This window comes from Sphingomonas sp. Leaf407 (assembly GCF_001425385.1).
In the GTDB taxonomy this organism is placed as follows: domain Bacteria; phylum Pseudomonadota; class Alphaproteobacteria; order Sphingomonadales; family Sphingomonadaceae; genus Sphingomonas.
Genome location: NZ_LMQO01000003.1, coordinates 96,323 through 121,498, shown reverse-complemented (window position 1 = coordinate 121,498; position 25,176 = coordinate 96,323). Strand labels below are relative to the sequence as shown.

Below are 25,176 nucleotides of genomic sequence, written 5' to 3'. Positions count from 1 at the left end.
ATATGGCGACAGGCCACGAACACACGGTCAAGGCATTCGACCGCGACATCGGCCATCTGCGCGCGCTGATTTCGCAGATGGGCGGGCTGGCCGAACAGGCGATCAGCGACGCGATGCTGGCGCTCGCCCGCAACGATCCCGCGCTCGCCAGGGAAGTCCGCGCCAAGGACAAGGCGATCGACGCGATCGAGGCGGAGGTCGAGAAGCTGGTCGTCCGCGTCATCGCGCTGCGCGCGCCGATGGCCGACGATCTGCGCGAGGTGGTGGCCGCGCTCAAGATCGCGGCGGTGATCGAACGCATCGGCGACTATGCCAAGAACATCGCCAAGCGCGTTGCCTCGATCCATGGCGACACCCATGATCCACGCATCGAACCGCTGTCGATCCTGCCGGCGATGGCGCAGCTCGCCGCCGACATGGTCCATGACGTGCTCAACGCCTTTTCGGCGCGCGACGCGCAGGCGGCGGTCGAGATCTGCAAGCGCGACAATGCGCTGGACGATTATTACAACAGCATTTTCCGGGTGCTGGTGACGTACATGGTCGAAAATCCCAAGACCATCAGCCAGGTCGCGCACCTGCTCTTCGTCGCCAAGAATCTGGAACGCATCGGCGACCATGCGACCAACGTCGCCGAAATGGTCTATTTCGCCGCCACCGGTCAAACGCTGGCGGAACGCGAAACCCTCGGGGTAGCAGGATAATCATGGGCAAGGCACGGATGTTGCTGCTGGAAGACGATGCGGCGCTGGCCGAACTCATCGCCTTCCATTTCCAGCGCGAGGATTTCGAGGTCGTCCGCACCCACGAAGGCGAGGAAGCGCTGCTGCTCGCGCGCGAGGCGACGCCCGACATCGTCCTGCTCGACTGGATGGTCGAAGGACTGTCGGGGATCGAGGTGTGCCGCCAGCTTCGCCGCCAGGCCGAGACGCAGAACGTGCCGATCATCATGCTGACGGCACGCGGCGAGGAGGAGGACCGGGTCCGTGGTCTGGAAACCGGTGCCGACGATTATGTCACCAAACCGTTTTCCCCGCGCGAGCTGGTCGCGCGCGTCAACGCGGTGCTGCGCCGCGTTCGCCCGGCGCTGGCGGGCGAGGCGCTAAGCTATTCCGACATCGAGATGGACACCGTCGGCCACCGCGTCCGTCGCGGCGGTGAGGTCGTGCCGCTCGGGCCAACGGAATTCCGCCTTCTCAAACACTTCCTCGAACATCCCGGCTGGGTTTTCTCGCGCGAACGACTGCTCGATGCGGTGTGGGGCCATGATTCCGACATCGAGTCGCGTACCGTCGACGTACATATTCGCCGGTTACGCAAAGCGATCAATGTCGGCGACCGGCCGGATATTATCCGTACCGTGCGTTCGGCGGGATATGCCCTCGACGCGGCGGGATGAAAACTTGAGGGGAAACCTTTTCGACTTTGCTCGTTTGGACCGCAGCCTCAACGAAGCTAGTCGCTAAGGAGTTTTTCCGATGAAGACCGTCGCTTTCATGGCCGCCATGCTGCTCGGCAGCGCCGCCCTCGCCCAGACCACGCCGCCCCCCCCGACCACGCCCGACAGCACGATGCAGCCGGGAACGCCGGACCCGGCGATGCAGCCCGGCGCGCCGATGGCCCCGCCCCCGCCGGCCGATGGCATCACGCCGCCGCCGCCGCCGCCTGCACCGGCGGATGGCATGGCACCGGGCACGCCGATGGCCCAGCCGATGCCGGGCCAGCCGATGGCCGCACCGGGCAACGTGCAGTTCGCCCCGCCGATGGCGACCCCCGCCCCGGCGCCCAAGGACAGCTATCCGGTCTGTTCGCGCACCGTGCGCGATAGCTGCCGGAACCCCGGCGGCAAGTAAGCCCATCTGCGGCATTCGCCGATGCAAGAGCGCCCCGCCCCGACCGGCGGGGCGCTTTTCGTTGGGGGGGCAGAGTGATAGGTTGCGGAAAACAACCGGAGTGCTCCCCATGCAGTTCACCGATCGTGTCGCCATCGTCACCGGAGCGGGCGGTGGGCTCGGCCGCGCCTATGCGCTCGAACTGGCACGGCGGGGGGCGCGGGTGATCGTCAACGATCCGGGCGGCGCACGCGACGGCGCCGGTGGATCGGGTGCGGCGGACGCGGTGGTCGCCGAGATCGCGGCCGCCGGCGGCACCGCGCTCGCCGATCACGGCAGCGTGACCGACATCGGCGCGATGGAGGCGCTGGCCGCGCTGGCGCTCGACCGGTTCGGGCGGATCGACATCCTCATCAACAACGCCGGCATCCTGCGCGACCGCAGCTTCGCCAACATGACCCCCGCCGATTTCGATGCGGTCGTCGCGGTCCACCTGACCGGCACCGCCAATGCCACCCGCGCGGTGTGGGGCGCGATGCGCGCGCAAGGCTATGGCCGTATCCTGATGACCGCTTCGTCCAGCGGCCTGTTCGGCAATTTCGGGCAGGCGAATTATGGCGCGGCGAAACTCGGCATCGTCGGCCTCGCCAGGACGCTGCATCTGGAGGGGGCGAAATACGACATTCGCGTCAACACCCTCGCCCCCACCGCCGGCACGCGGATGACGCAGGATATTCTGCCCGAGCAGGCCTTCGCTGCGCTGACCCCGGAAAGCGTGGTTCCCGCCGCCGTCTTTCTCGTGTCCGAAAACGCTCCCGCCGGAGCGATGGTGGGTGCCGGCGCGGGGGTGTTCCAGTCGGCCTATATCACGCTTACCCCCGGTATCCGCCTGAGCGGCGACACGCTGTCGGCCGAGGGCGTCGCCGCGCATTGGGCGGCGATCACCGACCGGCACGGCGAGATCGTCCCCGGATCGGGCGCGGAACAGGCGCTCAGCATTTTGCGGCAGCTCGGCTGAACCAAATCTCCTTGCGAACTGCACCCAATCTGTATTGCGCAACCAATACACCAGTGTCATACTCGCCCAATACAGGGAGGTAATGGCATGTACAGCGAGAGTGACCTGAATGCGGCGGTGGAGGCGGGCGCGCTGTCACGGACCGCGGCCGATGCGTTGCGCGATCATGTCGCCACCGCGCGCCGCGCGCCGGTGGTGGACGAAGAGCATTTCCGGCTGCTGACCGGGTTCAACGACATCTTCGTCTCGGTCGCGCTTGCGCTGCTGCTGGTGTCGCTGGCATGGATCGGCGGCTCGATCCTGACACCGCTCGGGGGGCTGGGCGTTGCGGGGGCGGCGTGGTTCCTCGCCGAATATTTCACCGCGCGGCGGCGGATGGCGCTGCCCAGCATCCTGCTGCTGCTCGCCTTCGTCGGCGGGGTCGCGGGCACGCTGTTCGGCATCGTCATCGAAGCCGATCCGCAGAATCTCTCGCCGCGCGCGACGGCGGCGATCTTCGCCGGCATCGCGCTGGTCGCATCGGGCGCGGCATGGGCGCACTGGAAACGCTTCATGGTGCCGATCACCGTCGCGGCGGGGGCAGCGGCGCTGGTCGCGGTCGTCGCGGCGCTCGCCGTCGTGGCCTTTCCGCAGCTTGCCGAGAATTTCTATCCAGTCACGCTGATCGGCGGCATCGGCGTGTTCGTGACCGCGATGCGCTGGGACATGAGCGACCGCGAACGCCGCACCCGCCGCAGCGACGTCGCCTTCTGGCTGCACCTCGTCGCCGCACCGCTGATCGCCCATTCGCTGTTCCAGTTGCTGGGCGTGTTCGGGCCGACCGTCACCCTGCCGATGGCGGTGGTGGTGATCGCGCTCTACGTGGTGTTCGGCGTGGTCGCGCTGGCGGTCGATCGCCGCGCGCTGCTCGTCTCCAGCCTCGCCTATGTCCTCTACGCGCTCTACGCGCTGTTCCAGCAGGCCGGCGCGGTCGAATTGTCGGCGGCGTTCACCGCCTTCGTCATCGGATCGGCGCTGCTGACGCTCTCGGTGTTCTGGCAGCCGATGCGGCGCGGCGTGGTGTCGCTGCTCGGCGACCTCGGCAACCGCCTGCCGCCGGTGGCGATGGCATAGCGTTCCGGTTTCTTGAAGCCCCACTCACGGCCCCGGGCGACCGGGGCCGTTTTTTATTCGTCGACCAGTTTCATCAGCCGCCGCTCGACCGGGGCCAGCACCGGTCCCAGCTCATGGCCGCGCTTCACCACCGCGCCCGCTTCGCCGACGAGGGCCCACATGCCCTGCTTGTTACGCAGGCCGGGTCGCTTCTCAATGCGGAACTCGGGGCGTTCGGTCGCCCGGCGGAACGCGCTGAACACCGCCGCGTCCTTGCCCAGATCGATCGCATAGTCGCGCCAGTGTCCCGCAGCGACCATCCGGCCATACAGGTCGAGGATGCGGGTCAGTTCGGCACGTTCGAAGCCGACCTGACCCGGCGCACGCTGCGCGGGAAAGGGGGTGATCGTCCCCATCAGGCGCGGTCGCGGCGGTCCTGTTGTTCGGCGAGTACCTCGTCGAGCCGCTTGCGCAGCGATTCGAGTTCGCAGCGCAGCAGTTCGACCCGCTGGGTCTGCGGATCGAACATCTCGCGGCACGGCGTGCCATAGGGCACGAAGCGCGGATTGCCGGCCTGCCCGCCCTCGACCACGGTCGGACGTGCCGGGATGCCGACGACGGTCGTCGCCTCGGGCACGTCCTTCGTCACCACCGCATTGGCGCCGACGCGCGCGCGCGGCCCGATCACGATCGGTCCCAGCACCTGCGCGCCCGACCCGATGATCGCGCCGTCGCTGATCGTCGGATGGCGCTTGCCCGCGACGCCGTTGTCGGGGCTGGTCCCGCCGAGCGTCACATTCTGATAGATGGTGACGTCGTCGCCGATCTCCGCCGTCTCGCCGATCACGACGAAGCCGTGATCGATGAAGAAATGCCGCCCGATCGTGGCGCCGGGATGGATGTCGATCGCGGTCAGGAAGCGCGACCAGTGGTTGACGGCGCGCGCCGCGAAATACCACCGCCGCTTGAACAACCGGTGGGCGATCTTGTGATACACGAGCGCCCAGACGCCGGGATAGGTCATAATCTCGAGCCGCGACCGGGGCGCGGGATCGCGCGCCTTGATCGAATCGAGATAGCGCAACAGCCGCGCCGTCATGGGCAGTCCCCTTCTCACGTCAGGGTCATGTAGGAGCGCTGCCGCCCGTCGCCAAGCCATGCTGTAGGCGTAACAAACCCCAGCTATCTTGTCGGAATTGCCATTTGCCGTCATCACGGGCCGCGCATACGCCGACATTGAAGGACACCGGATGCTCGAAAACCTGGACTGGGCGCGCCTTGCGGAATTCATCGCCGCCGGTTTCGCCGCCCAGATCGTCGATGGAGCGCTCGGCATGGCGTTTGGCGTGATTTCCTCGACCCTGCTCATCAGCGTGCTGGGCGTGCCGCCCGCCACCGCCTCGGCCAGCGTCCATCTGGTGGAATGTTTCACGACCGGCGTGTCGGGGATCAGCCACGCGCTACACCGGAACGTCAACTGGAAGCTGTTCTGGCGGCTGGTCCTGCCTGGCATCGCCGGCGGCGTGACCGGGGCGTATCTGCTCTCGACGATCGACGCATCGGTGACGCGGCCGTTCGTGATGACCTATCTCGCGCTGATCGGCGTGTATCTGCTGTGGCGCGGCCTGCGCCATCCGCCCACCCCGAAGGAACCCAAGGTCATCGCCCCGCTGGGGCTGATCGGCGGGTTCCTCGACGCGGCGGGCGGCGGCGGCTGGGGGCCGGTCGTCACCTCCAACCTGCTGGTGCAGGGATCGACCCCGCGCACCACCATCGGCACGGTCAACACCGTCGAATTCTTCCTGACGCTGTCGGTATCGCTGACCTTCCTGATCCACCTCGGCGTCGCCGCGTTCACCACGGCGGTCAGCGGCCTGCTGATCGGCGGCATCCTCGCGGCCCCGTTCGGCGCGATCATCGCCAAGCGCGTGCCGGCACGCACGCTGCTGATCCTCGTCGGCATCGTGTTGACGATCACCAGTGCCTACAGCGTGTACAAGGCGCTGGCGTAAGAGGAACTGGTCCAAACAAACGTCACCCCAGCGCAGGCTGGGGTCTCTATGGCCTAACGCGATTCAAGAGCCGCGAAAGACCCCAGCCTGCGCTGGGGTGACGTTTTTTGAGGAGCGTGCGGAACGATCATTAGCCGCAACCCCTCCGCGCCTCCGCGTGAACCGATCTTACGCCACCGCAGCGTGGACCGACGCCACCGCCTGCAACACCGCGCCGATCCGTACCGCGCCCTGAATGACCTCGGCCTTCACGCCGTGCTTCTTCAGGACATCCTCATGCGCGTCGATGCACATGCCGCAGCCGTTGATCGCCGATACCGCGAGGCTGAACAGCTCGAAATCGACCTTTTCGATCCCCGGCGCGGCGATGACGTTCATCCGCAACTTGGCGGGAAGATTGCTATATTCCTTGTTCGTCGCGAGGTGGACGAAGCGGTAATAGACGTTGTTCATCGCCATCACCGCCGCCGCCGCGCGCGCCGCATTGGCGGCCTCGGGCGACAGCTTGTCCGCGACTTCCGCCTCGGCCGCATCCACCAGCGGCTTGTAGCCGGTGGCATGGGCGCAGGCGAGCATCGTCCCGAACTTCTTCTGCGGATCGAGCACCGTCTCGTTCAGCAGTGACCCGACGTTCAGGCGGATGTCCTTGGCGAAGTCGGGCAACTTGCCCGCAAATTCCTTGAGCGACATGGAAGTAATCTCCGTCAGATACGCAACACCCCAGCCGACCGGGCGCAAGGGCCGGGTCTGCGCTGGGGTGTCGAAGAGTGGGGCGGACCTCGGCCCGCCCCGCCGAAAATCAGGCCGCGACCTGGAGGACGTCGTCGCCCTTGTTCCAGTTGCACGGGCACAGTTCGTCGGTCTGGAGCGCGTCGAGCACGCGCAGCGTCTCCTGCGGATTGCGGCCGACATTCAGCCCGTTGACCTGTACCGCCTGGATGACGTTGTCGGGATCGATGATGAAGGTCGCGCGGAACGCGACATGCTCGTTCTTGTCGAGAATGCCGAGCTTGCTCGCCAGCACCGCGCCATTGTCGGCGATCCACGGGAAGTCGGCGGCCGCGAGGTCGGGGTCCGACTTGCGCCACGCGAGGTGGACGTGCGCGGTGTCGGTCGACGCGCCGATCAGCACGGCGTCGCGATCGGCGAAATCGTCCTTCAGCTCGCTATAGCCGACGATCTCGGTCGGGCAGACGAAGGTGAAGTCCTTCGGCCAGTAGAACAGCACCTTCCACTTGCCGGGAAACGCATCGTGGCGGAGCGTCTCGCCGGCGGGCAGCGCGTCGGTGCCCTGCTGGACGGGAACGGTGAAGTCGGGAAGCGTATCGCCTACGGTCAGCATCGGGTGGCCTTTTTGTTGTGGTGCGTTGCGGCACAATGAATTGCTGCAATGCGATATAGGGTCCGCCATGGACCGTTCCAATCGAAATTGCCCTTGGGATTGATCGACGCAGCCGATAAATAGGCTGGCATGTCCGTCTACCTGCCGACGCTCAAACAGCTTCAATATCTGGTCGCGCTACGCGATGCGGGCCATTTCGGACGCGCCGCCGAGGCATCGTTCGTGACCCAGTCGACGCTGTCGGCGGGCATCCGCGAACTGGAAACGCTGATCGGCATCACGCTGGTCGAACGCACCCGTCGCGTCGTGCGCTTCACACCGCTGGGCGAAAGCATCGTTGACAAGGCGCGCAAGGTGCTGCGCGAGGCCGAGGAGCTGACCGATATGGCGCGCGCCGCCGGCCGGCCGCTGTCGGGCGACCTGCGGATGAGCGTGATCCCGACGATCGCGCCGTTCCTGCTGCCCCGCCTGCTGCCGCGCCTGCGCGCCGATTATCCCGATCTCAAACTTTATCTGCGCGAGGAGCCGAGCGCGGCGGCGTGCGAAGGGCTGCACCACGGCCGCACCGATTGCGTGCTGCTCGCCCTCCCCTATGGCTGCGGCGAGGTGGAGGTGGCCCCGCTGTTCGACGACCGGCTGCTGCTGGCCGTGCCGCAGGGGGAACCGGCGCTGCCCGCCGGGTCGCTGGTCGCCGAGGATATTGACCCCGAACGGCTGCTGCTGCTCGAGGACGGCCATTGCCTGAAGGACCATGCGCTGCGCGCCTGCGAACACCCCGAAACGCGGGGACAGGCGATGATGATGGGCACGTCGCTCCACACCATCGTGCAGATGATCGACAACGGGCTTGGCACTACCATGTTGCCGCAAATGGCGATCGATGCCGGTATCCTCGACAATACCGGGGTGACGGCGCGGCCGATCGAATCGAACCATGCCTCGCGCCGGATCGCGCTGGTATGGCGGCGCGCCTCGCCGCGCGAACGCGACTTTCGCCTGCTTGCCGAGGTGCTCGCCGCCGCGCGCGGCTGATCTGGATCAGGACCGCGAGGGAACCGTTCGGCCAAGCCAACCGTATTTCCCGCGTCGGTGCCATCGGCGCACCGCGTCCATTTCCACGCAGCCACGGGAGATTCCCATGATTCGCGCTTCGATTTCCACTGCCGCCCTCGCCCTGTCGCTGGCCGGCGTCGCCCATGCCCAGACGACCACGCCGCAGCCGGCCCAGCCCGGCACCACCGCGACCACGGGTGCCCGCACCGGCACCACCGCCACGGTCCGCACGCCGCTCGGCACGGTCCAGACCGGCGCGCAGGTCGACGCCGGCGTCACCGCCAATGCCGCACCGGTCATCGTCGGCGGCGCGCCGATGCTGCCCACCGCAACGATCGTCGCCAATGCGTCGAAGGCGAGCAACCTCACCACGCTGGTAAAGGCGGTGCAGGCCGCCGGTCTGGCCGCGACGCTGTCGGGTCCGGGTCCCTTCACCGTGTTCGCCCCGACCGACGAGGCGTTCGGCCGCCTCGCTCCCGGCACGCTCGACACGCTGCTCAAGCCCGAGCAGAAGCCATCGCTGATCAAGCTGCTGACCTATCACGTCATCGCGGGCAAGCTCGACTCGGCGGCGCTCAAGTCGCAGATCGAAGCCGGCGGCGGCACCGCCACGCTGACCACGGTCGAAGGTCAGCCGTTGAAGGCCACGCTGGAAAACGGCGCGCTGGTGCTGACCGACGTCAACGGCGGCAAGAGCTATGTCACGCAATATGACGTCAACCAGTCGAACGGTGTCGTTCATGTCGTGAACGGCGTGCTGGCCCCCAAGCTCGGCTAAGATCTCACGCTTTGGCGTACACGACGGGGTCGGCCTTGTGCCGGCCCCGTTTCAGTTCCAGCGCGCCGCCGCCGCATCATCGCCGGCGCGAGCCTCCACCCAGCGCGCATCGCCGCCACGCCGTTCGCGCTTCCAGAACGGTACCCCGGTCTTGAGCCGGTCGATCAGGAACGCGCAGGCGTCCAGCGCCGCCCCGCGATGCCGCGCGGTCGTCGCCACGAACACCACCCGGTCGCCCGGCACCATCGGCCCGACGCGGTGGACGATCGTCGCCCCGGCAAGGCTCCAGCGGTCGACCGCTTCATGACACAGGTTTTCCAGCGCGCGCTCGGTCGCGCCGGGATAATGTTCCAGCGCCAGTTCGGTGACGCCGTCGTCGCCGCGCACCAGCCCGGTGAAGGTCGCGACCGCACCCACGTCCGGCGCTTCGGCGGCGGCATGTTCGGCGGCGATGTCGATTGGTGCGTCCTGCACCACCACCCGGATCATCCGCCCGTCACCGGCGGAAAGATCGCGACCTCGCGCGCACCGGCGATCGGGGTGTCGAGGCTAACGAACACTTGATCCACCGCCGCGCGCAACCGGTCGCGGTCGACGAAGGCGGTGGCGTGGCCCTCGCTTCGGACGGCAAGCCAGTCGATCAGGCCGGCGACGCTCGTCACCGTATCCGGCACCTCAACCCGTTCCGCCCCGGTCCCGATCGATTCGCGGACCCATGCGAAATACAGCACGTCGATCGCCATCAACTGTCCATATGCTTCAGGCCGACCCGCAGATAATCCCAGCCGGTGATCGCGGTCAGCGCCGCCGCGCCCCACAGGCAGATCAGCCCGGTGACATGGACGAAGCCATGCTGCGGCACCGCCCCGGCAAGGATCAGCGCGCCCAACGCCACCAGTTGCAGTGTCGTCTTCCACTTGGCGAGCTTCGACACCGGCAACGACACCTGAATGCCGGCCAGGAACTCGCGCAACCCCGACACCGCGATTTCGCGCAGCAGGATGACGAGCGCGGCGATCAGGTGGATGCCGGTGATGATCGCCACATCGTGGCGCGTGCCGACCAGCATCAGGATGACGGCGGCGACCATGATCTTGTCGGCGATCGGATCGAGGAACACGCCGAGCTTCGACACCGTCCCTTGCGCGCGCGCCAGATAGCCGTCGAAATAATCGGTGATACCCATCAGGCAATACAGCGCGAAGGCGATGGCATAGCCCGCCTGCCACGTCGGCCACCACAGCAGCGCGACCAGCAGCGGCACCGCAAAGATACGCGACAGCGTCAGGATGTTGGGAAGCGTCAGCACTGGTCCACGCTGTAGAGCCTGTTTGGAATCCCGCCAAGGGCAAGGCTCACGATAATCGGCGATTGAAGCGGCGGCCCACGCTCGGCTACACCGCCTGCGCGATCTCCCGTTCCGGGCCAGGAAGTCAGAATGAACAATGCGCTGGGCCTGCTGACGCAGCGCCGTTTCCTGCCGTTGTTCGCCACCCAGTTTCTGGGCGCGTTCAACGACAATCTCTACAAGCACGCCATGGTGCTGTTCGCGACCTACCAGTTGTTCGGTGATCCGGCGAGCGAACAGAATTTCAACGCGCTGGCCACCGGCCTTGCCATCCTGCCGTTCGTACTCCTGTCGGCGCTGTCGGGACAGCTCGCCGACAATCACGACAAGGCGAAGATCATCCGCATCGTCAAGACGGTGGAGATCGGCATCATGCTGTACGGCGCGGCGGGCATGCTCGTCGCGCGCGGCGGCCATCCGACGGTCGGGGTGGTGATGATGCTGAGCGCGGTCGTGCTGCTCGGCATCCATTCGACCTTCTTCGGCCCGATCAAATACGCCATCCTGCCCCAGCATCTGAAGGAGGATCAGGTGCTGGGCGGCACCGGGCTGGTCGAGGCCGCGACCTATCTGTCGGTACTGACCGGCACGATCGTCGCCGGCTGGGTCAGCGTCGAATGGGCGGCGGGGCTCGTCGTGGTCGTCGCGATCCTCGGCTGGTTCACCGGGCGGATGGTGCCCCCCGCCCCGCGCAGCGGCCCCGAACTGACGATCAACTACAACCCCCTGACCGCGTCATGGCACCTGATCGCGGCGACGATGCACATCCGCCGCCTGTTCCTCGCCATCGTCGCGATCAGCTTCTTCTGGACGATCGGGTCGGTGCTGATCGTGATCTTCCCGGTGCTGGTGAAGAACGTGCTGACCGCCGACAAGCAGGTCGCCTCGCTCACCATCGCCATCTTCTCGATCGGGGTCGCGATCGGATCGGTCATCATCAACGCGATGCTCAAGGGGCGCATCTCGGCGCGCTATTCGCCCGCGTCGGTCATCGCGATGGCGGTATGCGTGCTGGCCTTCGCGCTTCAGGCGCGTGCGTGGACCCCGGCGCCGGCCGGCACGCTCTATGGCGCATGGGCGTTCGTGACCCATCCGCAGTCGCTGTTCGTGCTGCTGACGCTGGCGATGATCGCGATCTTCGGCGGCATGTTCGTGGTGCCGCTCTACGCCTTCCTGACCACCACCGTGACCAAGGACCAGACCGCGCGGACGGTCGCCGCCAACAACGTCGTCAACTGCGCGTCGATGTCGCTGGGCGCGGTCGGGGTGATCCTGCTGACCTCGGCCGGCCTCGGGCCGATCGACATGCTGCTGATCGTGGCGGCGATGTGCCTGATCTCGGCATGGCTCGCATGGCGACTACACCGCGCCTGCGAGGAAAAATAGGCCGGTCTGCGGTTACAGCAGGCCGGAGTCTACAGCAGGAACGTGTAGAAGCAGATGAAGAACGCGGTGAAGCTCACCGCGAACAGCTTCAGATCATCCTCGCCCACGCGGACGACGGTTTCGACGCGCTCCTGCGACAAACGGCTGCGGAACGGGTGGCGGCGGGGGGAGCGCTGTAGCATGGCGACATCGTTAACAATCCGTTTACGATTTCGCCCCGCCCCAAATACGCCGCCATCGTCCAGTTCCGGGACAGCCGTCGTCTCATGCCGGCACGGCATGTTCCAGATGGAGATAGGCCGGCGTGAACTGCGCGACCTCGCACAGCGCATCGAGGTCGAGGATCGTCAGCGACTTGCCCGCCCATTCGATCAACCGGTCGCGCCGCATTTCCTGCACCATCCGGTTGACGTGAACCGGGGTCAGCCCGGTCGCATCCGCCACATCGGCCTGGGTCAGCGGAAATTCGCACGCCTGCGTCGGGCACAGGCCGATCAGGTTCAGCCGGAAATAGACCTCGCAGAACAGTTGCGCGATCCGCTCGCGCGCCGATCGCAGCCCCAGGCTCACGATCCATTCGCGGTGTGTCGCGGTCGTCACATGGCCGTTCCACCGCACCGCCTGCGCCACCGCCGGAACATGCAGTTGCAGGTCGTGGAGCGCCTCCGCCGATACTTCGGCGACGGTCATCTGCGTGATCGCGCCGATCGCGTGATCCATGCGGATCGCCACCTGCCCGGTCACGTCGAACACGTCGCCGGGCAGGATCACCGACAGGATCTGCCGCCGCCCGTCCGACATCTGGCGATAGCGACAGCCCCATCCCTCCAGCACGACATGGACGAAGCGCGGCACCTCGCCCTCGCCCACCACGTCGCGCCGCGCGGGCACCACCTGCCGCCGCTGGTCGAGCAGCGTGTCGATTTGCCGGCGATCGGCATCGTTCAGTCCTGAATAGGCGTGCAATCTTGTGCGCCGCCGTACGATATTGGCCCCGGTCATAGGGCACGTCAGCTAACGGCTGTTCCGCGACCGCACGATATACTGGTTTAAGCGGCGAAAATTCATCGCTTTTTCCGATCGGTCACGCCGACCCGCCAACCATCGGATAACAGGGATAAATCAATGCCTTGCGCCGGAAACCGGCCTGCCATCCACAACAAAAAACCCCGCATCGCTGCGGGGTTTTTGAAAAAATTGGTGGAGCCGAGGGGGATCGAACCCCTGACCTCTGCAATGCCATTGCAGCGCTCTCCCAGCTGAGCTACGGCCCCATCCTTTTCACGACACCGCTGCTGGTCGGCGGTGGTCGCGTCCCCGTCGGGGAGGAGCGCCCTCTATGCGGAGGGCGCCGGTTTGGCAAGCGCCTTTTTGCGCCTGCCGCCCCGAAAAAACATCAACGCTCGGCGTCGCTGTCCTCGTCGGTGGTGTCGACGCCCAGATCGTCGTCACCGCCCAGGTCGACATCGTCGTCGGCCGACGGCTCGTCGTCACCCTCGATGTCCAGATCGTCGCCCAGATCGGCGTCCTTGGGACCTTCCTTCTCGACGCCCTGCTTCACCTGCTCGAACGGCATCGGCTGCTTCGACTTCAGGATCGGTTCCGGGTTCCAATGCACGCCGCAATTGATGCAGGTGACGGGTTCGTCGTTGCCAAGATCATAGAAACGCGTCGCGCATTTCGGGCAGGTACGCTTCGTACCCCATTCCGGCTTCACCATGGGTAGCCCCAAACCTTTCGGTGCTGTGTAAAAAAAGGGGGCCATCAGCCCCGCATCGGGCAGCGCCTTGCCATAGCGGGCACGCGCTGTCAAAGCCGCGCCCGATGCACGCCTGTACCCCCACCCCCCTCGCCGTCGCCGCCAGCGGTCCGCTCAGGGGCACCGCCCCGGTTCCCGGCGACAAGTCGATCAGCCACCGCTCGCTGATGCTCTCCGCGCTGGCGGTCGGCACCAGCCGCGTGACCGGGCTGCTGGAGGGGGAGGACGTGCTGTCCACCGCCGCCGCGATGCGGGCGATGGGTGCGCACATCGTGCGTGGGACCGACGGCGTGTGGACGATCGACGGCGTCGGCGTCGGCGGGTTGCTGCAACCCGCCACCGCGCTCGACATGGGCAATTCGGGCACCTCCACCCGGCTGCTGATGGGCCTCGTCGCCTCCCACGCGATCACCGCGACCTTCGTCGGCGACGCCTCGCTGAGCAAGCGGCCGATGGGCCGGGTCATCGATCCGCTCGGGCAGATGGGTGCGGAGATCACCGCCAGTCCCGGCGGTCGCCTGCCGCTCATGCTGCGCGGCATCGTTCCTGCCGTGCCGATCGACTATACGCTGCCGGTCGCCTCGGCGCAGGTGAAGTCGGCGATCCTGCTCGCCGGGCTGAACACGCCGGGCATCACCCGCGTCGTCGAGCCGGTGCCGACCCGCGACCATAGCGAGCGGATGCTGACCGGCTTCGGCGCCAAGCTCACCGTCGAGCAGACGCCGCAGGGCCGCGTCATCGAACTCCATGGCGAAGCCGAGTTGAAGCCGCAGACGATCGTGGTGCCGGGCGATCCGTCGTCGGCCGCCTTCCCGGTCGTCGCGGCGCTGCTGGTGCCGGGCAGCGCGGTGACGATCACCAACGTCGGCCTGAACCCCACCCGCGCCGCGCTGTTCGACGTGCTGCGCGCGATGGGCGGCGACATCGCGTTCGAGAATCCACGCGACGTCGGCGGCGAGCCGGTCGCCGACCTCGTCGTCCGCGCCTCGTCGCTCACGGGAATCGAGGTCGATCCGGCGGTCGCCCCGGCGATGATCGACGAATTTCCGATCCTGTTCGTCGCCGCCGCACTGGCGAAGGGCCGCACCATTACCCGCGGGCTGGAAGAATTGCGCGTCAAGGAAAGCGACCGCATCACGACGATGGCCGAAGGACTGCGCGCGATCGGCGCGACCGTCGAGGAGACCGAGGATGGCCTCATCATCGACGGCACCGGCGGCGATCCGTTGCCCGGCGGCGGCACCATCGCCGCGAAGCTCGACCACCGTATCGCGATGAGCTTCGTCGTCGCCGGCCTCGTCAGCCGCGAACCCGTCACCATCGACGACATGGCCCCGGTGGCGACCAGCTTCCCCACCTTCACCACGCTGCTGCGTGGTCTGGGCGCACCCTTGTGATTATCGCGGTCGACGGCCCCGCCGCCTCGGGCAAGGGCACCATCGCCCGCGCGCTGGCGCGCCACTATGGCCTGCCGCACCTCGACACCGGGCTGCTCTACCGCGCGGTCGCCGCGACCGTGCTGCGCGAGGGGATGGACCCGACACGCGAGGCGGACGGGGTGGCGGCATGCGACTTTCCCGATACGCTGCTGGACGACCCATGGCTGCGCACCGACGATGCCGGCAAGACCGCCTCGATCGTCTCGGCGCATCCGCTGGTGCGCGCCGCGCTGTTCCACCGCCAGCGCCGCTTCGCGCAGCAACCGGGCGGCGCGGTGCTCGACGGGCGCGACATCGGCACGGTCATCGCGCCCGACGCCGATGCCAAGCTGTTCGTGAAGGCCACGCCGTCGATCCGCGCCAAGCGCCGTCATGCCGAACTGCTGAAAACCGATCCCACGACGCTATACGACCGCGTGCTGGCCGACATCCGCGCCCGCGACGAGCGCGATTCGGGCCGCAGCACCGCGCCCCTGGTGATGGCCGCCAACGCCGCCCCGCTCGACACCAGCTTCCTCTCGATCGACGCCGCGGTCGACCGCGCCATCGCCATCGTCGAGGGGCAACGGGCGAAATAGGCCGGGTGCGGCGGCACCGCCGCAACCCCGGCCCCGGTCGATCGTTTTGCCGCCATGGCCACGATCCACGCCCCCGCATCCCGTCCCGTCGGCCCGGTGATCCTCGCCCCCGTTGCCGCCGCGCTGTTCCAGATCCTGACCCCGATGCTGCCCTCGCTCGGCATCGGCGCGCCGATCGGGTCGCAGTCGGACAGCGTCTCGACGCTCGTCACCCCGGCGGGCTGGGCGTTCGCGATCTGGGGGCCGCTCTATCTCGGCACGCTCGTTTTCGCGGGATACCAGGCGTTGCCCGCGAACCGGTACGACCCGCTGCTCGCCCGCCTGCGCTGGCCTGCCGCCGGCGCGTTCCTCGGCAACGGCCTGTGGGCGCTTTACACCCAGTCGTTCGGCCTGAGCATCGTCTCGGTCGCGATCATTCTCTTCACGCTCGGCTGTCTGCTGCGCGCCTATCGAACGCTGGCGGCATGGCCGACGCGCTTCTCCGCCGGCGCGCGCTGGTGCGCCGTGCTGCCGCTGTCGGCGCTGACGAGCTGGCTGACGGTTGCCTCGACCGTCAACATCGCCGCCGCGCTGCGCTTCCACGGCGTCGACGCCGGCGGATCGGCCCCGCTGATCGCCGCCGCCGTCCTGATCGTCGCCAGCGCGATCGGCGCGCTGGCGCTGCTGCGGAGCGCCGGCAATCCGCCCTATGCGCTGGTGTTCCTGTGGGCGCTGACCGCGATCTACGCGGCGGGCGGCAGCACGTCGGCGCCGGTCGCCCTCGCCGCGCTTGCCGGGGGGGCGCTGATCGTCGTCGCCACGCTGATCGGCCTCGTCCGCGGCGGCCGCCGCAAATGGTTCTGAGCGGCTGATTGCGCGCGTCACGCTTCCGCAAGCCACTCCGCCGGCCTATAGCCCGCCCATGTCCATGATCCCCGGTTTCGACCTCTCCACTTTCATTCGCGCCACGCTTGCCGAGGATATGGGCGAGGCGGGCGACATCACCGCCGCCGCCGTCATCCCGGCCGATGCGATCTTCTCGGGCGTCATGGACAGCCGCGACGCAATCACCGTCGCCGGCCTCGACATCGCCGCCGCCTTCTTCCGCCATCTCGACCCATCGGCCGAACTCGAACCGCTGGTGGCGGATGGCGACCGGGTCGCCGCTGGCACCGCCCTGCTGCGGCTGCGCGGCAACGCCCGCGCGCTGCTCACCGCCGAACGCTCGGCGCTCAACACCGTCCAGCACCTCTCGGGCGTGGCGACGCTGACCGCGACCTATGTCGCCGCGATCGAGGGCACCGGCGCGACGCTGCTCGACACCCGCAAGACCATTCCGGGTCTCCGCCGCCTCGAAAAATACGCCACCCGCATGGGGGGCGCCACCAACCACCGCATCGGGCTGTGGGACGCAGCGATGATAAAGGACAATCACGTCGCCGTCGCCGGATCGGTCGGCGAAGCCACCGCCCGCGCGGTCGCCGCCGGGATCGAACGGATCATTGTCGAGGTCGATTCGATCGACCAGATCGACCCCGCCATTACCGCCGGCGCCACCCATCTGCTGCTCGACAACATGGTTCCCGCCACCCTGCGCGAAGCGGTGACGCGCGTCGCCGGGCGCGTGCCCACCGAAGCGTCGGGCGGCGTCCGGCTCGACACGATCCGCGCCATCGCCGAAACCGGCGTGAACTATGTCAGCGTCGGCCGCCTCACCCAATCCGCCCCGGCAGCCGATATCGGGCTGGATTTCACGCTCGACGCCCCATAACCCGGGCGGCATCACGAATCATTTGGGGAAAGCGCACATGGTGCGTCCGGCTTCGATCGTCCGGTTCGATCGCTTCTATCTGCTGGCGATCGTCGTCGGCCTGATCGGCACGATCCTGCAATGGCCGCAACTGATGGCGATGATCGAAACCGATCCATCGTTCGCGCCAGTCCGCTCGGCAGGAGTCGTGCTGGCGGCGATCTTTGCCGGGGCAGGCGTCCTGATCTCGCTGCTGCTGTGGTATCTCGTCGCCCGGCGCGGCAGCACGGTCGCCAAGTGGATCGTCACCGCCTTCACCGCGCTGTCGCTCGGCAGCCTGCTGCTGGGCATCTCCTCCGGCTCAGTGGCGAGCGACACGACCGGCATCCTGCGGATGGTCGCCGTCGTCCTGCAACTGATCGCGGTCATCGCGCTGTTCCGCCGCGACGCCCGACCGTGGTTCAACCGGGCCTACCCGGAGGACCTCGCGTGAAGCGCCTCGCCCTCACCCTCGCCGCGTTGCTCGCCCCGGCGATGGGCCATGCCCAGACGCTCCAGTGCAGCGCGCCCGCGCAGGTCGAACGCCCTCGCTCCGACGGCCCCAGCCCCCGGCAGCCGCGCCGCGTCCTGCCGATCGGCAGCTATACGCTCGCGATCACGTGGAGCCCCGAATATTGCCGCACTCGCCGCGACAGCGCGCGCGACGGCTTCCAGTGCGGCGGCGACAATCGCTTCGGCTTCACCCTCCACGGCCTGTGGCCCGACGGGACGGGCAAGACCTGGCCGCAATATTGCAGCGCCGCGCCGATCCTGCCCGACGCGGTGATCCGCCAGAACCTGTGCGTCACCCCCTCGGCGCAACTGCTCCAGCATGAATATGCCAAGCACGGCACCTGCATGGGCGTGACCCCGATCGCCTATTTCAACGAATCGCGTGCGCTGTTCCAGCGGCTGCGCTTTCCCGACATGATGGCGCTGTCGCGCCGCCCCGGCCTCACCGCCGGGCAACTCGCCACCGCCATCGCCCGCGCCAACCCCGGCATCACCGCCAATTCGATGCGGATCACCACCAACCAGCGCGGCTGGCTCGACGAGGTATGGCTGTGCCTCGACACCCGGCGGCGCTTTGCTCGCTGCCCGGCGCATCAGGGCGGCGTTACGCCCAATACCCCGATCAAGATCTGGCGGGGCGGGCGCGACGCGGGATGATTACCGTTCGACCGTCACCGTCGCGGGATGGTGGCGGTCGAGATGCTTGCGGATGATCGCCAGATTGCGGGTGTTCGACCGGAAGAAGAAATCGGGGATCGCCCCGACCAAGGGAATCGCGCCCAGCGCCCAATCGACGCCGACGTTGCCCGCCATCCGCGTCATCTGCCACTTCGACATGCCCAGATTGCGCGCTTCCCACAGCATGTAGCTGCCCATCGCCGCGCCGATGAAGCTGCCGATCACGGGAATCAGGTTCAGCAGGAAATCGAGCCCCACCGGCTGGTTGGTGCCGGGCAACGTCATCGATCGTTCCATCAACCGCTCGATCGCCACCACCCGGCGACGGACGGCGGCAGGATCACGGTCGAGGTGTCCGGCGATGCGGTCGAACATTTCGGGCGAGATGCGGGTCGGCTTGGCCATGAACCCTATCTGGGATCGCGACGCAGATGGTTCAACGGATGGACCGCGCGCGCATTGGTCTGAAACGCGTCCAGCCGCCGCGCGACCAGCGACCAGCGCCACGGCCGCGCAAGGGTCACGAACGCGACATCCGCCGCCAGCGCCGCGTCCGCCGCCGCCAGCCGCTGCGCCCGTACCTCCAGCGTCGCGGCATCGCGCGCACCGGCGATCAGCGTCAGCGCCTCGATCGAACACGGCCGGCACGCATTGGCGAGATACCAGCGCGCGCTGTCATAAGGCGCGACCTGATCGATCAGCCGCAGATCGGCCGGCGCATCGATCGCCACCCGCCGCGCCGCGATGCCGATCCGGGCGAGCGCCCGCGCCGTCCGCCCCCACACCAACATCGCCCCCGGCCCGTCGGGCAGCGCCACGCGCACGCTCACCGGCCCTGCGAACCCCGCCACCTGCGCCCGCGCAGTCTGCCAACGCTGCTCGGTCGTCAGGTTGCGCCACGGTGGCAGCGCCGGATCGCTCGCCGAATCGAGCCGTTCGGGCAGCACCGTCGTCGCCCCGCCCCACCCTGCATCGATCGCCGCCGGAAGTTCGCCCGACTGCAACGCCATCGCCACCGCCGCACGCCCCAGCGGCTGTGACAGGAACCCGCTGCGCGCGGCAAAGGCGAAGCCGAACAGCCCGCGCGCCGGATCGACCCGGAGGTCCGCCGGCGTCGGCGCGGCGGCACGGACGATCGGCCAGTCGGCCACGCCCCCGCCCAGCACCAGATCGGAGCGCCCCTCGACGAACCGCGCGATGGCACGGCTGCCCCGCTCCCCCCGCAGCCGGATTTCATCGGCAGCGACCGGTGGCGGCGCATCGGGATCGGCCGGCGCGCGCAGCCACACGCCCGCGCGCTGCAACCGGCGCAGCGGGCCGCTGCCATGCGGACCCCGGATCACCGCCAGTTCGGGTTGCGCCAGTAGCGTCAGCAATTCGGTGTTCGGCCGTTTCAGCCGCACCTCGATCACCTGCGGCGTCATCGCGACGATCTCGTCGATCGATCGCAGGAACGGGCTCAACCGGTGCCCGGTATCGGGCCGCACCGCATGGCGCAGCGCCTGCACCACTTGGCCCGCGGTAACGGGTCGCCCGTCGCTCCACGTCGCATCGCCCAGGCGAAAGATATAGCTGCGTCCGCCATCGAGCATGTTCCACCGCGCGGCGATCGCCGGTTCGACCTGGCCCGCCGCATCGAACCGCACCAGCCCCTGCGCCACCGCGCCGCGCAGCACCGCCCGCTCGGCATCGCCCCCCCGGCCCTCCTGCACGACGCTGACCACCACCGGCCGATCGTCGGCACCCCGGTCGCAGGCGGAGAGCATGAGGAACAGCGGCAGAAGGATACGGCAGCGCATGCTATGCCAATGCCACGGATCGCAGGACCGCCGCCAGTCGCGAGTACGGTTGCCGTTGGTGCGGACGGTGGGACTTGAACCCACACTCCCGAGGGGAAGCGGATTTTAAGTCCGCTGCGTCTACCGATTTCGCCACGTCCGCGCGCTGACACAGAGCAGAGCAAGCGCAGCTTGGTCGTCACCGTGTCGAGCCGGCCGGCGGCCGAAAGGCCGTCCGACGTCAGGCGATCTACGCGCAGGACGGCGCGATATGCTAGCGGTTTCGACAGTGACTTCGAGGAAAATCGCGTGCCGTCGAAGGCTGTCCAGACCGCCCCCGCTCGCGCCGCGGCAAAGCCGCGTCGTCACGTCGGACCTTGCTTGCAGCAAGGCCGGCCGGCGTGCGGCGAGTCTGCGGATAGCTTCGCTATCCGCCGCCGCCTTACGCTACGTTCAGCCGCGCGCGCATTTCCTTGCCGGGCTTGAAATAGGGCACGCGCTTGGCGTCGACCTCGACCGATTCACCGGTGCGCGGGTTGCGGCCGGTGCGGGCGTCTCGCGCGCGGGTGGAGAAGGCACCAAAGCCGCGCAGTTCGACGCGGCCTTCGTCGCGCAGCCGCTCGACGATCGAATCGAAGAAGGTGGCGACGATCCGTTCGATGTCCCGCTGCGGCAGACCGGGGTTATCCTGCGCGACCAATTGCACCAGTTCGGATCGGATCATCTTGCCCTCGACTTGCACGCCCCGATCACCCGGCGGTCGCGCCCCACGCCCGTTATACGATTGTGACGCTTAACTTATATGTAGTCGCGCTGCCAATTGGTCTTTTGAATGAACAAAAAACGGGGCGCTTCCGTGGTGGAAGCGCCCCGTCGATTTCCGCCGGCTGGTGGACCGGAAGCGGACTTACTTCTGTTCGGTGCGCGCCTTGAGCGCCTCGCCCAGAATGTCGCCCAGCGACGCGCCCGAATCGGACGAACCGTACTGCGCCACGGCCTGCTTCTCTTCGGCGATCTGCATCGCCTTGATCGAGAAGGTCGGCTTCTTCGAACGATCGAAGCCCGTCACCATCGCGTCGAACTTCTGGCCGACCTGGAAGCGCTCGGGGCGCTGCTCGTCACGGTCACGGCCAAGGTCGGTGCGCTTGATGAAGCCGGTCGCGCCATCGTCACCTTGCTGCACTTCGAGGCCCGCGTCGCGGACTTCGAGCACGGTCACGGTCACGATCGCGTTCTTGTTCAGGCGATCACCCGCCTGCGCGACGACCGGGCCACCACGCTCGAGCTGCTTCATGCCGAGCGAGATACGCTCCTTGTCCGGCTCGACCGCGAGCACGACTGCCTGAACCGTCTCGCCCTTACGGTGCAGGTTGAGCGCGTCCTCGCCCGAAATGCCCCATGCGATGTCCGACATGTGGACCATGCCGTCGACATCGCCGTCCAGACCGATGAACAGACCGAATTCGGTCGCGTTCTTGACTTCGCCCTCTACGGTCGACCCGACCGGGTGATCCTCGGCGAACTTGTCCCACGGATTGGCCTGTGCCTGCTTGAGACCCAGCGAGATGCGGCGCTTGTCCTGATCGACTTCCAGAACGATGACGTCGACTTCCTGCGAGGTCGACACGATCTTGCCCGGATGGACGTTCTTCTTGGTCCAGCTCATTTCCGAAACGTGGACGAGACCCTCGATGCCCGGCTCCAGCTCGACGAACGCACCATATTCGGTGATGTTCGTGACGCGGCCCGAAAGCTTGGCGCCGATCGGATACTTGGCGCCGGCGCCATCCCACGGATCGCTCTCGAGCTGCTTCATGCCGAGCGAGATGCGCTGCGTGTCGCGGTTGATGCGGATGATCTGCACCTTCACCGTGTCACCGATGTTGAGCACTTCGCTCGGATGACCGACGCGCTTGTAGCTCAGGTCGGTGACGTGCAGCAGGCCGTCGATGCCGCCCAGGTCGACGAACGCACCGTAATCGGTGATGTTCTTGACGACGCCGTCGATGATCTGGCCTTCGGCCAGCGACAGGATCAGGCCCGAACGCTGCTCGGCGCGGGTTTCTTCCAGCACGGCGCGACGCGACACGACGATGTTGCCGCGCTTGCGGTCCATCTTCAGGATCTGGAACGGCTGCGGAATGTCCATCAGCGGGGTGACGTCGCGCACCGGACGGATGTCGACCTGCGAACCCGGCAGGAACGCCACGGCGCCCGACAGGTCGACGGTGAAGCCACCCTTGACCCGGCCGAAGATGACGCCCTCGACGCGCGCGGTCTTGGCGAATTCGGTTTCCAGCTTGTCCCATGCGGCTTCGCGGCGGGCGCGGTCGCGGCTGAGCATCGCTTCGCCGTTCGCATTCTCGACGCGGTCGACATAGACCTCGACTTCGTCACCGACCTTCAGATCGGCCTTCTGGCCCGGTGCTGCGAATTCGCGCAGCGGCACGCGGCCTTCCGACTTCAGACCGACGTCGATGACCGCCAGATCGTTCTCGATGCCGGTGACGGTGCCGATGACCACACGGCCCTCGAAGCTTTCCGAAGCACCGAACATGTCGTCGAGCATCGACGCGAAATCGTCACGGGTGGGATTTGCCATGCTGGCCATACAGATATTAATTCCTAAACGTACTTGTTTCCGGCCGGCCGGTTGAATCCGGCGGTCTTTGACCGGGAGTGCCGCAGCGACCGAACGTCGATTGCGGCATCCGGCGAATCCTTTGTCGCGAAAGGCGTGGCCCGGCGGTGCGGAATGGGCGCATGACACGCCCGGCCTTCGCGAGTCTGCACTCGTCGAACCGGCGCGCCATACGCTTTTTGGCAATAGCGTGCAACGGGAGGACTTCGGCGCGAAGAAGAAAGAAGATCGGTTCACGCGGAGGCGCGGAGGCGCGGAGAAGGTTGCGCGCGCGGACAGCAATCGCCGCGTCAGCGGCTGTCATCGCTTGTTGCAGCGAGGCTGAAAGGCTCCGTCGGACAGGCAACGACTGCCCGAATCGAAACCACTCCGCGCCTCTGCGCCTCCGCGCGAACCAACCTTCTTCTTCCTTCGCGTCCCAGCGTAAAAGACCCGATCAGCTCCGCCGCGCGCCCGGCCGGTACGGCTTGGCCGCATGCCGCGGCGGCGCGCCTTGCGGGCGGCGCTGCGGCATCGCCGGCGGGCCGGCCATCTGCTCGAACATCAAATCTTCGTCGGGCGTCGCCGTCCGCTTGACCGATGCGACGAACTTCGCCGCGATCGCTTTGGGGATTTCGAACGCCGATTCCTCGTTGCCGATGCGGATCGCGCCGATCTCGCTCTTGGTGATGTGCCCGCGACGGCACAGCAACGGCAGCAGCCAGCGCGGGTCGGCATTCTGCCGCCGGCCGACGTTCATGCGGAACCACACCGTATCCTCGAAGCCCGCGCGCGGACCTTCCGGCCGCTCGCGCCGCTCGGGCGCGCCGCCTGCCGACAATTCCTCGGGCGCGGGCAACTTGGCGCGATAGGCGCGCACCAGCAGCGCGGCGATGTCCTCGGGCGACTTTTCGGTCAGCAACCGCGTGCCCAGTTCGACATCCGCCTCGTCGAATTCGACCGGTTCGGCCAGCTTGGCGAGCAGCCGGTCGCGATCGGCGGCATGAATCTGGTCGGGGGTCGGCACGCCGATCCATTCGGCGTTGATCTTGGCGTCGCGCAGCAACCCCTCGACCCGGCGACGACGCTGGAACGGCACGATCAGCGCGGCGATGCCCTTCTTGCCCGCGCGGCCCGTCCGGCCCGAGCGGTGCTGGAGCGCCTCGGCATCGCGCGGCAGTTCGACATGGACGACAAGGCTGAGCGACGGAAGATCGATGCCGCGTGCCGCGACGTCGGTCGCGACGCAGACGCGGGCGCGGCGATCGCGCAGCGCCTGCAACGCATGGTTGCGCTCCGACTGTGAATGCTCGCCCGACAGCGCCACCGCATCGAACCCGCGCTCGACCAGATTGGCATGGAGGTGCCGCACCGCCTCGCGCGTGGCGCAGAACAGGAAGGCGGTATCCGGCTCGTGCAGCCGCAGCAGATTGACGACCGCATTCTCGATGTCGTTCGGCGCAACGGTCATCGCCTGATAGCTGATGTCGCCGTGCCCGCGCTCCGCCTCGCGGGTGTCGATGCGGAACGCATCCTTCTGATAGCGCTTGGCCAGCGCCACGATCGGCTTGGCAAGCGTCGCCGAGAACAGCAGTGTGCGCCGCTCGGCGGGGGTACGGTCGAGAATGCCTTCGAGGTCCTCGCGGAACCCCATGTCGAGCATCTCGTCGGCCTCGTCCAGAATGGCGACCTTGAGCGCCGACAGGTCGAGCGCACCGCGTTCCAGATGGTCGCGCAACCGGCCCGGCGTGCCGACGACGATATGGGTGCCATGGCTCAGGTTGCGGCGTTCGCGCGCCGCGTCCATCCCGCCGACGCACGACACGATCCGCGCGCCGTTCTCGCCGTACAGCCATTGCAGTTCGCGCGCGACCTGCAGCGCCAGTTCGCGCGTCGGCGCGATGGCCAGCGCCAGCGGTGCGCCAGCACGCGGCATCTTCGCCTCCGCGTCGAGCAGGTCGGGCGCGATGGCGAGGCCGAAAGCGACGGTCTTGCCGGAACCGGTCTGGGCGGACACCAGCAGGTCGCGCCCCTCGGCTTCGGGGGTCAGGACGGCGGCCTGGACGGCGGTCGGGGATTCATAACCACGCGCGGAAAGCGCCGCGGCGAGCGGTTCGGGCAACTTAGAAAAGGGCATGGTGCGCCAGATGGCCCTAAATTGCGGCCACGGCAAGGCCGCGCG

General features: G+C 67.5%; 30 protein-coding genes and 2 tRNA genes. 15 read left to right on the top strand and 17 right to left on the bottom strand.

Annotated features, from left to right (window positions below):
* Positions 1–2: 2 nt before the first annotated feature.
* The 5 genes from phoU to ASG37_RS09970 all read left to right on the top strand — a co-directional run bounded on the left by phoU (position 3) and on the right by ASG37_RS09970 (position 3,963).
* A complete protein-coding gene (phoU, locus tag ASG37_RS09990) occupies positions 3–704 on the top strand; it encodes a phosphate signaling complex protein PhoU (RefSeq protein ID WP_055759177.1) in 702 nt (233 codons plus the stop codon).
* 2 nt (positions 705–706) lie between these two features.
* Positions 707–1,399 carry a phosphate regulon transcriptional regulator PhoB gene (gene phoB / locus ASG37_RS09985; protein ID WP_055759173.1) on the top strand — a complete coding sequence of 231 codons (693 nt, stop codon included), beginning with the start codon at positions 707–709 and terminating at the stop codon, positions 1,397–1,399.
* A gap of 79 nt (positions 1,400–1,478) precedes the next feature.
* Entirely contained in the window at positions 1,479–1,853 is a 375-nt protein-coding gene (locus tag ASG37_RS09980) for a hypothetical protein (protein ID WP_055759169.1), read from the top strand.
* A 109-nt stretch (positions 1,854–1,962) separates the two neighbouring features.
* Positions 1,963–2,850 (top strand): SDR family NAD(P)-dependent oxidoreductase, encoded by an 888-nt coding sequence (locus tag ASG37_RS09975; RefSeq protein ID WP_055759166.1) that lies wholly within the window; start codon positions 1,963–1,965, stop codon positions 2,848–2,850.
* Positions 2,851–2,937: 87 nt separating this feature from the next.
* Positions 2,938–3,963: a hypothetical protein gene (locus ASG37_RS09970; protein WP_055759163.1), complete on the top strand. Its 1,026-nt coding sequence runs from the start codon at positions 2,938–2,940 to the stop codon at positions 3,961–3,963.
* Positions 3,964–4,016: 53 nt separating this feature from the next.
* On the opposite strand, the gene ASG37_RS09965 is transcribed toward ASG37_RS09970, so the two are convergent.
* Entirely contained in the window at positions 4,017–4,358 is a 342-nt protein-coding gene (locus ASG37_RS09965; RefSeq protein ID WP_055759160.1) for a DUF2794 domain-containing protein, read from the bottom strand.
* Positions 4,358–5,041 (bottom strand): serine O-acetyltransferase EpsC, encoded by a 684-nt coding sequence (gene epsC, locus ASG37_RS09960; RefSeq protein ID WP_055759157.1) that lies wholly within the window; start codon positions 5,039–5,041, stop codon positions 4,358–4,360. Before epsC ends, ASG37_RS09965 begins: the two co-directional genes overlap by 1 nt.
* Before the next feature lie 151 nt (positions 5,042–5,192).
* Between epsC and ASG37_RS09955 the strand changes: the two genes are divergently transcribed.
* On the top strand, positions 5,193–5,954 hold the full coding sequence (locus tag ASG37_RS09955) for a sulfite exporter TauE/SafE family protein (RefSeq protein WP_055759154.1): 762 nt from the start codon (positions 5,193–5,195) through the stop codon (positions 5,952–5,954).
* A gap of 168 nt (positions 5,955–6,122) precedes the next feature.
* On the opposite strand, the gene ASG37_RS09950 is transcribed toward ASG37_RS09955, so the two are convergent.
* A complete protein-coding gene (locus ASG37_RS09950; RefSeq protein WP_055759151.1) occupies positions 6,123–6,644 on the bottom strand; it encodes a carboxymuconolactone decarboxylase family protein in 522 nt (173 codons plus the stop codon).
* A gap of 109 nt (positions 6,645–6,753) precedes the next feature.
* Positions 6,754–7,296: a peroxiredoxin gene (locus ASG37_RS09945; protein ID WP_055759148.1), complete on the bottom strand. Its 543-nt coding sequence runs from the start codon at positions 7,294–7,296 to the stop codon at positions 6,754–6,756.
* A gap of 129 nt (positions 7,297–7,425) precedes the next feature.
* On the opposite strand from ASG37_RS09945, the gene ASG37_RS09940 reads away from it, so the two are divergent.
* The gene (locus ASG37_RS09940) at positions 7,426–8,328 is read left to right on the top strand and encodes a hydrogen peroxide-inducible genes activator (RefSeq protein ID WP_055759146.1); all 903 of its coding nucleotides are present in this window, start codon (positions 7,426–7,428) and stop codon (positions 8,326–8,328) included.
* 106 nt (positions 8,329–8,434) lie between these two features.
* Entirely contained in the window at positions 8,435–9,127 is a 693-nt protein-coding gene (locus tag ASG37_RS09935; RefSeq protein ID WP_055759142.1) for a fasciclin domain-containing protein, read from the top strand.
* 51 nt (positions 9,128–9,178) lie between these two features.
* Here the strand turns inward: ASG37_RS09935 and ASG37_RS09930 are convergent, their stop codons facing one another.
* The 3 genes from ASG37_RS09930 to pgsA are packed head-to-tail and all read right to left on the bottom strand — an operon-like array spanning position 9,179 to position 10,436.
* Positions 9,179–9,616, bottom strand: a complete 438-nt coding sequence (locus tag ASG37_RS09930; protein WP_055759140.1) for a molybdenum cofactor biosynthesis protein MoaE — start codon at positions 9,614–9,616, stop codon at positions 9,179–9,181.
* The gene (moaD, locus tag ASG37_RS09925) at positions 9,613–9,870 is read right to left on the bottom strand and encodes a molybdopterin converting factor subunit 1 (protein WP_055759137.1); all 258 of its coding nucleotides are present in this window, start codon (positions 9,868–9,870) and stop codon (positions 9,613–9,615) included. The genes ASG37_RS09930 and moaD overlap by 4 nt, the downstream gene beginning before the upstream one ends.
* Complete coding sequence (gene pgsA, locus ASG37_RS09920) at positions 9,870–10,436, bottom strand: CDP-diacylglycerol--glycerol-3-phosphate 3-phosphatidyltransferase (RefSeq protein ID WP_055759134.1); 567 nt, start codon at positions 10,434–10,436, stop codon at positions 9,870–9,872. The genes moaD and pgsA overlap by 1 nt, the downstream gene beginning before the upstream one ends.
* Before the next feature lie 129 nt (positions 10,437–10,565).
* Between pgsA and ASG37_RS09915 the strand changes: the two genes are divergently transcribed.
* Positions 10,566–11,861 carry an MFS transporter gene (locus tag ASG37_RS09915; RefSeq protein ID WP_055759131.1) on the top strand — a complete coding sequence of 432 codons (1,296 nt, stop codon included), beginning with the start codon at positions 10,566–10,568 and terminating at the stop codon, positions 11,859–11,861.
* A gap of 29 nt (positions 11,862–11,890) precedes the next feature.
* Here ASG37_RS09915 and ASG37_RS17670 read toward each other — a convergent pair whose 3' ends face one another.
* The 4 genes from ASG37_RS17670 to ASG37_RS09900 all read right to left on the bottom strand — a co-directional run bounded on the left by ASG37_RS17670 (position 11,891) and on the right by ASG37_RS09900 (position 13,581).
* Complete coding sequence (locus ASG37_RS17670) at positions 11,891–12,043, bottom strand: hypothetical protein (protein ID WP_156349108.1); 153 nt, start codon at positions 12,041–12,043, stop codon at positions 11,891–11,893.
* Between the two features lie 82 nt (positions 12,044–12,125).
* Positions 12,126–12,827 carry a Crp/Fnr family transcriptional regulator gene (locus ASG37_RS09910; RefSeq protein ID WP_055759128.1) on the bottom strand — a complete coding sequence of 234 codons (702 nt, stop codon included), beginning with the start codon at positions 12,825–12,827 and terminating at the stop codon, positions 12,126–12,128.
* A 232-nt stretch (positions 12,828–13,059) separates the two neighbouring features.
* Positions 13,060–13,135: transfer RNA gene (locus ASG37_RS09905), tRNA-Ala, on the bottom strand.
* Between the two features lie 122 nt (positions 13,136–13,257).
* Positions 13,258–13,581: a TIGR02300 family protein gene (locus ASG37_RS09900; RefSeq protein WP_055759126.1), complete on the bottom strand. Its 324-nt coding sequence runs from the start codon at positions 13,579–13,581 to the stop codon at positions 13,258–13,260.
* 104 nt (positions 13,582–13,685) lie between these two features.
* On the opposite strand from ASG37_RS09900, the gene aroA reads away from it, so the two are divergent.
* From aroA to ASG37_RS09870, 6 genes are read left to right on the top strand one after another with little or no spacing between them, the layout of a single operon-like run.
* The gene (gene aroA, locus ASG37_RS09895) at positions 13,686–15,017 is read left to right on the top strand and encodes a 3-phosphoshikimate 1-carboxyvinyltransferase (protein WP_055759123.1); all 1,332 of its coding nucleotides are present in this window, start codon (positions 13,686–13,688) and stop codon (positions 15,015–15,017) included.
* On the top strand, positions 15,014–15,637 hold the full coding sequence (locus tag ASG37_RS09890) for a (d)CMP kinase (protein WP_055759120.1): 624 nt from the start codon (positions 15,014–15,016) through the stop codon (positions 15,635–15,637). The genes aroA and ASG37_RS09890 overlap by 4 nt, the downstream gene beginning before the upstream one ends.
* A 54-nt stretch (positions 15,638–15,691) precedes the next feature.
* Positions 15,692–16,480 (top strand): hypothetical protein, encoded by a 789-nt coding sequence (locus ASG37_RS09885; RefSeq protein WP_055759117.1) that lies wholly within the window; start codon positions 15,692–15,694, stop codon positions 16,478–16,480.
* 58 nt (positions 16,481–16,538) lie between these two features.
* Positions 16,539–17,387, top strand: coding sequence for a carboxylating nicotinate-nucleotide diphosphorylase (gene nadC, locus ASG37_RS09880; protein WP_055759114.1), 849 nt, complete (start codon positions 16,539–16,541; stop codon positions 17,385–17,387).
* Between the two features lie 37 nt (positions 17,388–17,424).
* The gene (locus ASG37_RS09875; RefSeq protein WP_055759111.1) at positions 17,425–17,859 is read left to right on the top strand and encodes a hypothetical protein; all 435 of its coding nucleotides are present in this window, start codon (positions 17,425–17,427) and stop codon (positions 17,857–17,859) included.
* Positions 17,856–18,575: a ribonuclease T2 gene (locus tag ASG37_RS09870; protein WP_414888079.1), complete on the top strand. Its 720-nt coding sequence runs from the start codon at positions 17,856–17,858 to the stop codon at positions 18,573–18,575. The genes ASG37_RS09875 and ASG37_RS09870 overlap by 4 nt, the downstream gene beginning before the upstream one ends.
* Here the strand turns inward: ASG37_RS09870 and ASG37_RS09865 are convergent, their stop codons facing one another.
* The 6 genes from ASG37_RS09865 to ASG37_RS09840 form a co-directional block, all read right to left on the bottom strand.
* A complete protein-coding gene (locus tag ASG37_RS09865; protein ID WP_055759108.1) occupies positions 18,576–19,001 on the bottom strand; it encodes a DUF4112 domain-containing protein in 426 nt (141 codons plus the stop codon).
* A gap of 5 nt (positions 19,002–19,006) precedes the next feature.
* Positions 19,007–20,395: an ABC transporter substrate-binding protein gene (locus ASG37_RS09860; RefSeq protein WP_235525173.1), complete on the bottom strand. Its 1,389-nt coding sequence runs from the start codon at positions 20,393–20,395 to the stop codon at positions 19,007–19,009.
* A 56-nt stretch (positions 20,396–20,451) separates the two neighbouring features.
* Positions 20,452–20,537, bottom strand: a tRNA-Leu gene (locus ASG37_RS09855).
* Between the two features lie 279 nt (positions 20,538–20,816).
* Positions 20,817–21,098 carry an integration host factor subunit beta gene (locus ASG37_RS09850; protein ID WP_055760438.1) on the bottom strand — a complete coding sequence of 94 codons (282 nt, stop codon included), beginning with the start codon at positions 21,096–21,098 and terminating at the stop codon, positions 20,817–20,819.
* 183 nt (positions 21,099–21,281) lie between these two features.
* Positions 21,282–22,985 (bottom strand): 30S ribosomal protein S1, encoded by a 1,704-nt coding sequence (rpsA, locus tag ASG37_RS09845; RefSeq protein ID WP_055759105.1) that lies wholly within the window; start codon positions 22,983–22,985, stop codon positions 21,282–21,284.
* Positions 22,986–23,451: 466 nt separating this feature from the next.
* Positions 23,452–25,131, bottom strand: a complete 1,680-nt coding sequence (locus ASG37_RS09840; protein ID WP_055759101.1) for a DEAD/DEAH box helicase — start codon at positions 25,129–25,131, stop codon at positions 23,452–23,454.
* Positions 25,132–25,176: the final 45 nt, after the last annotated feature.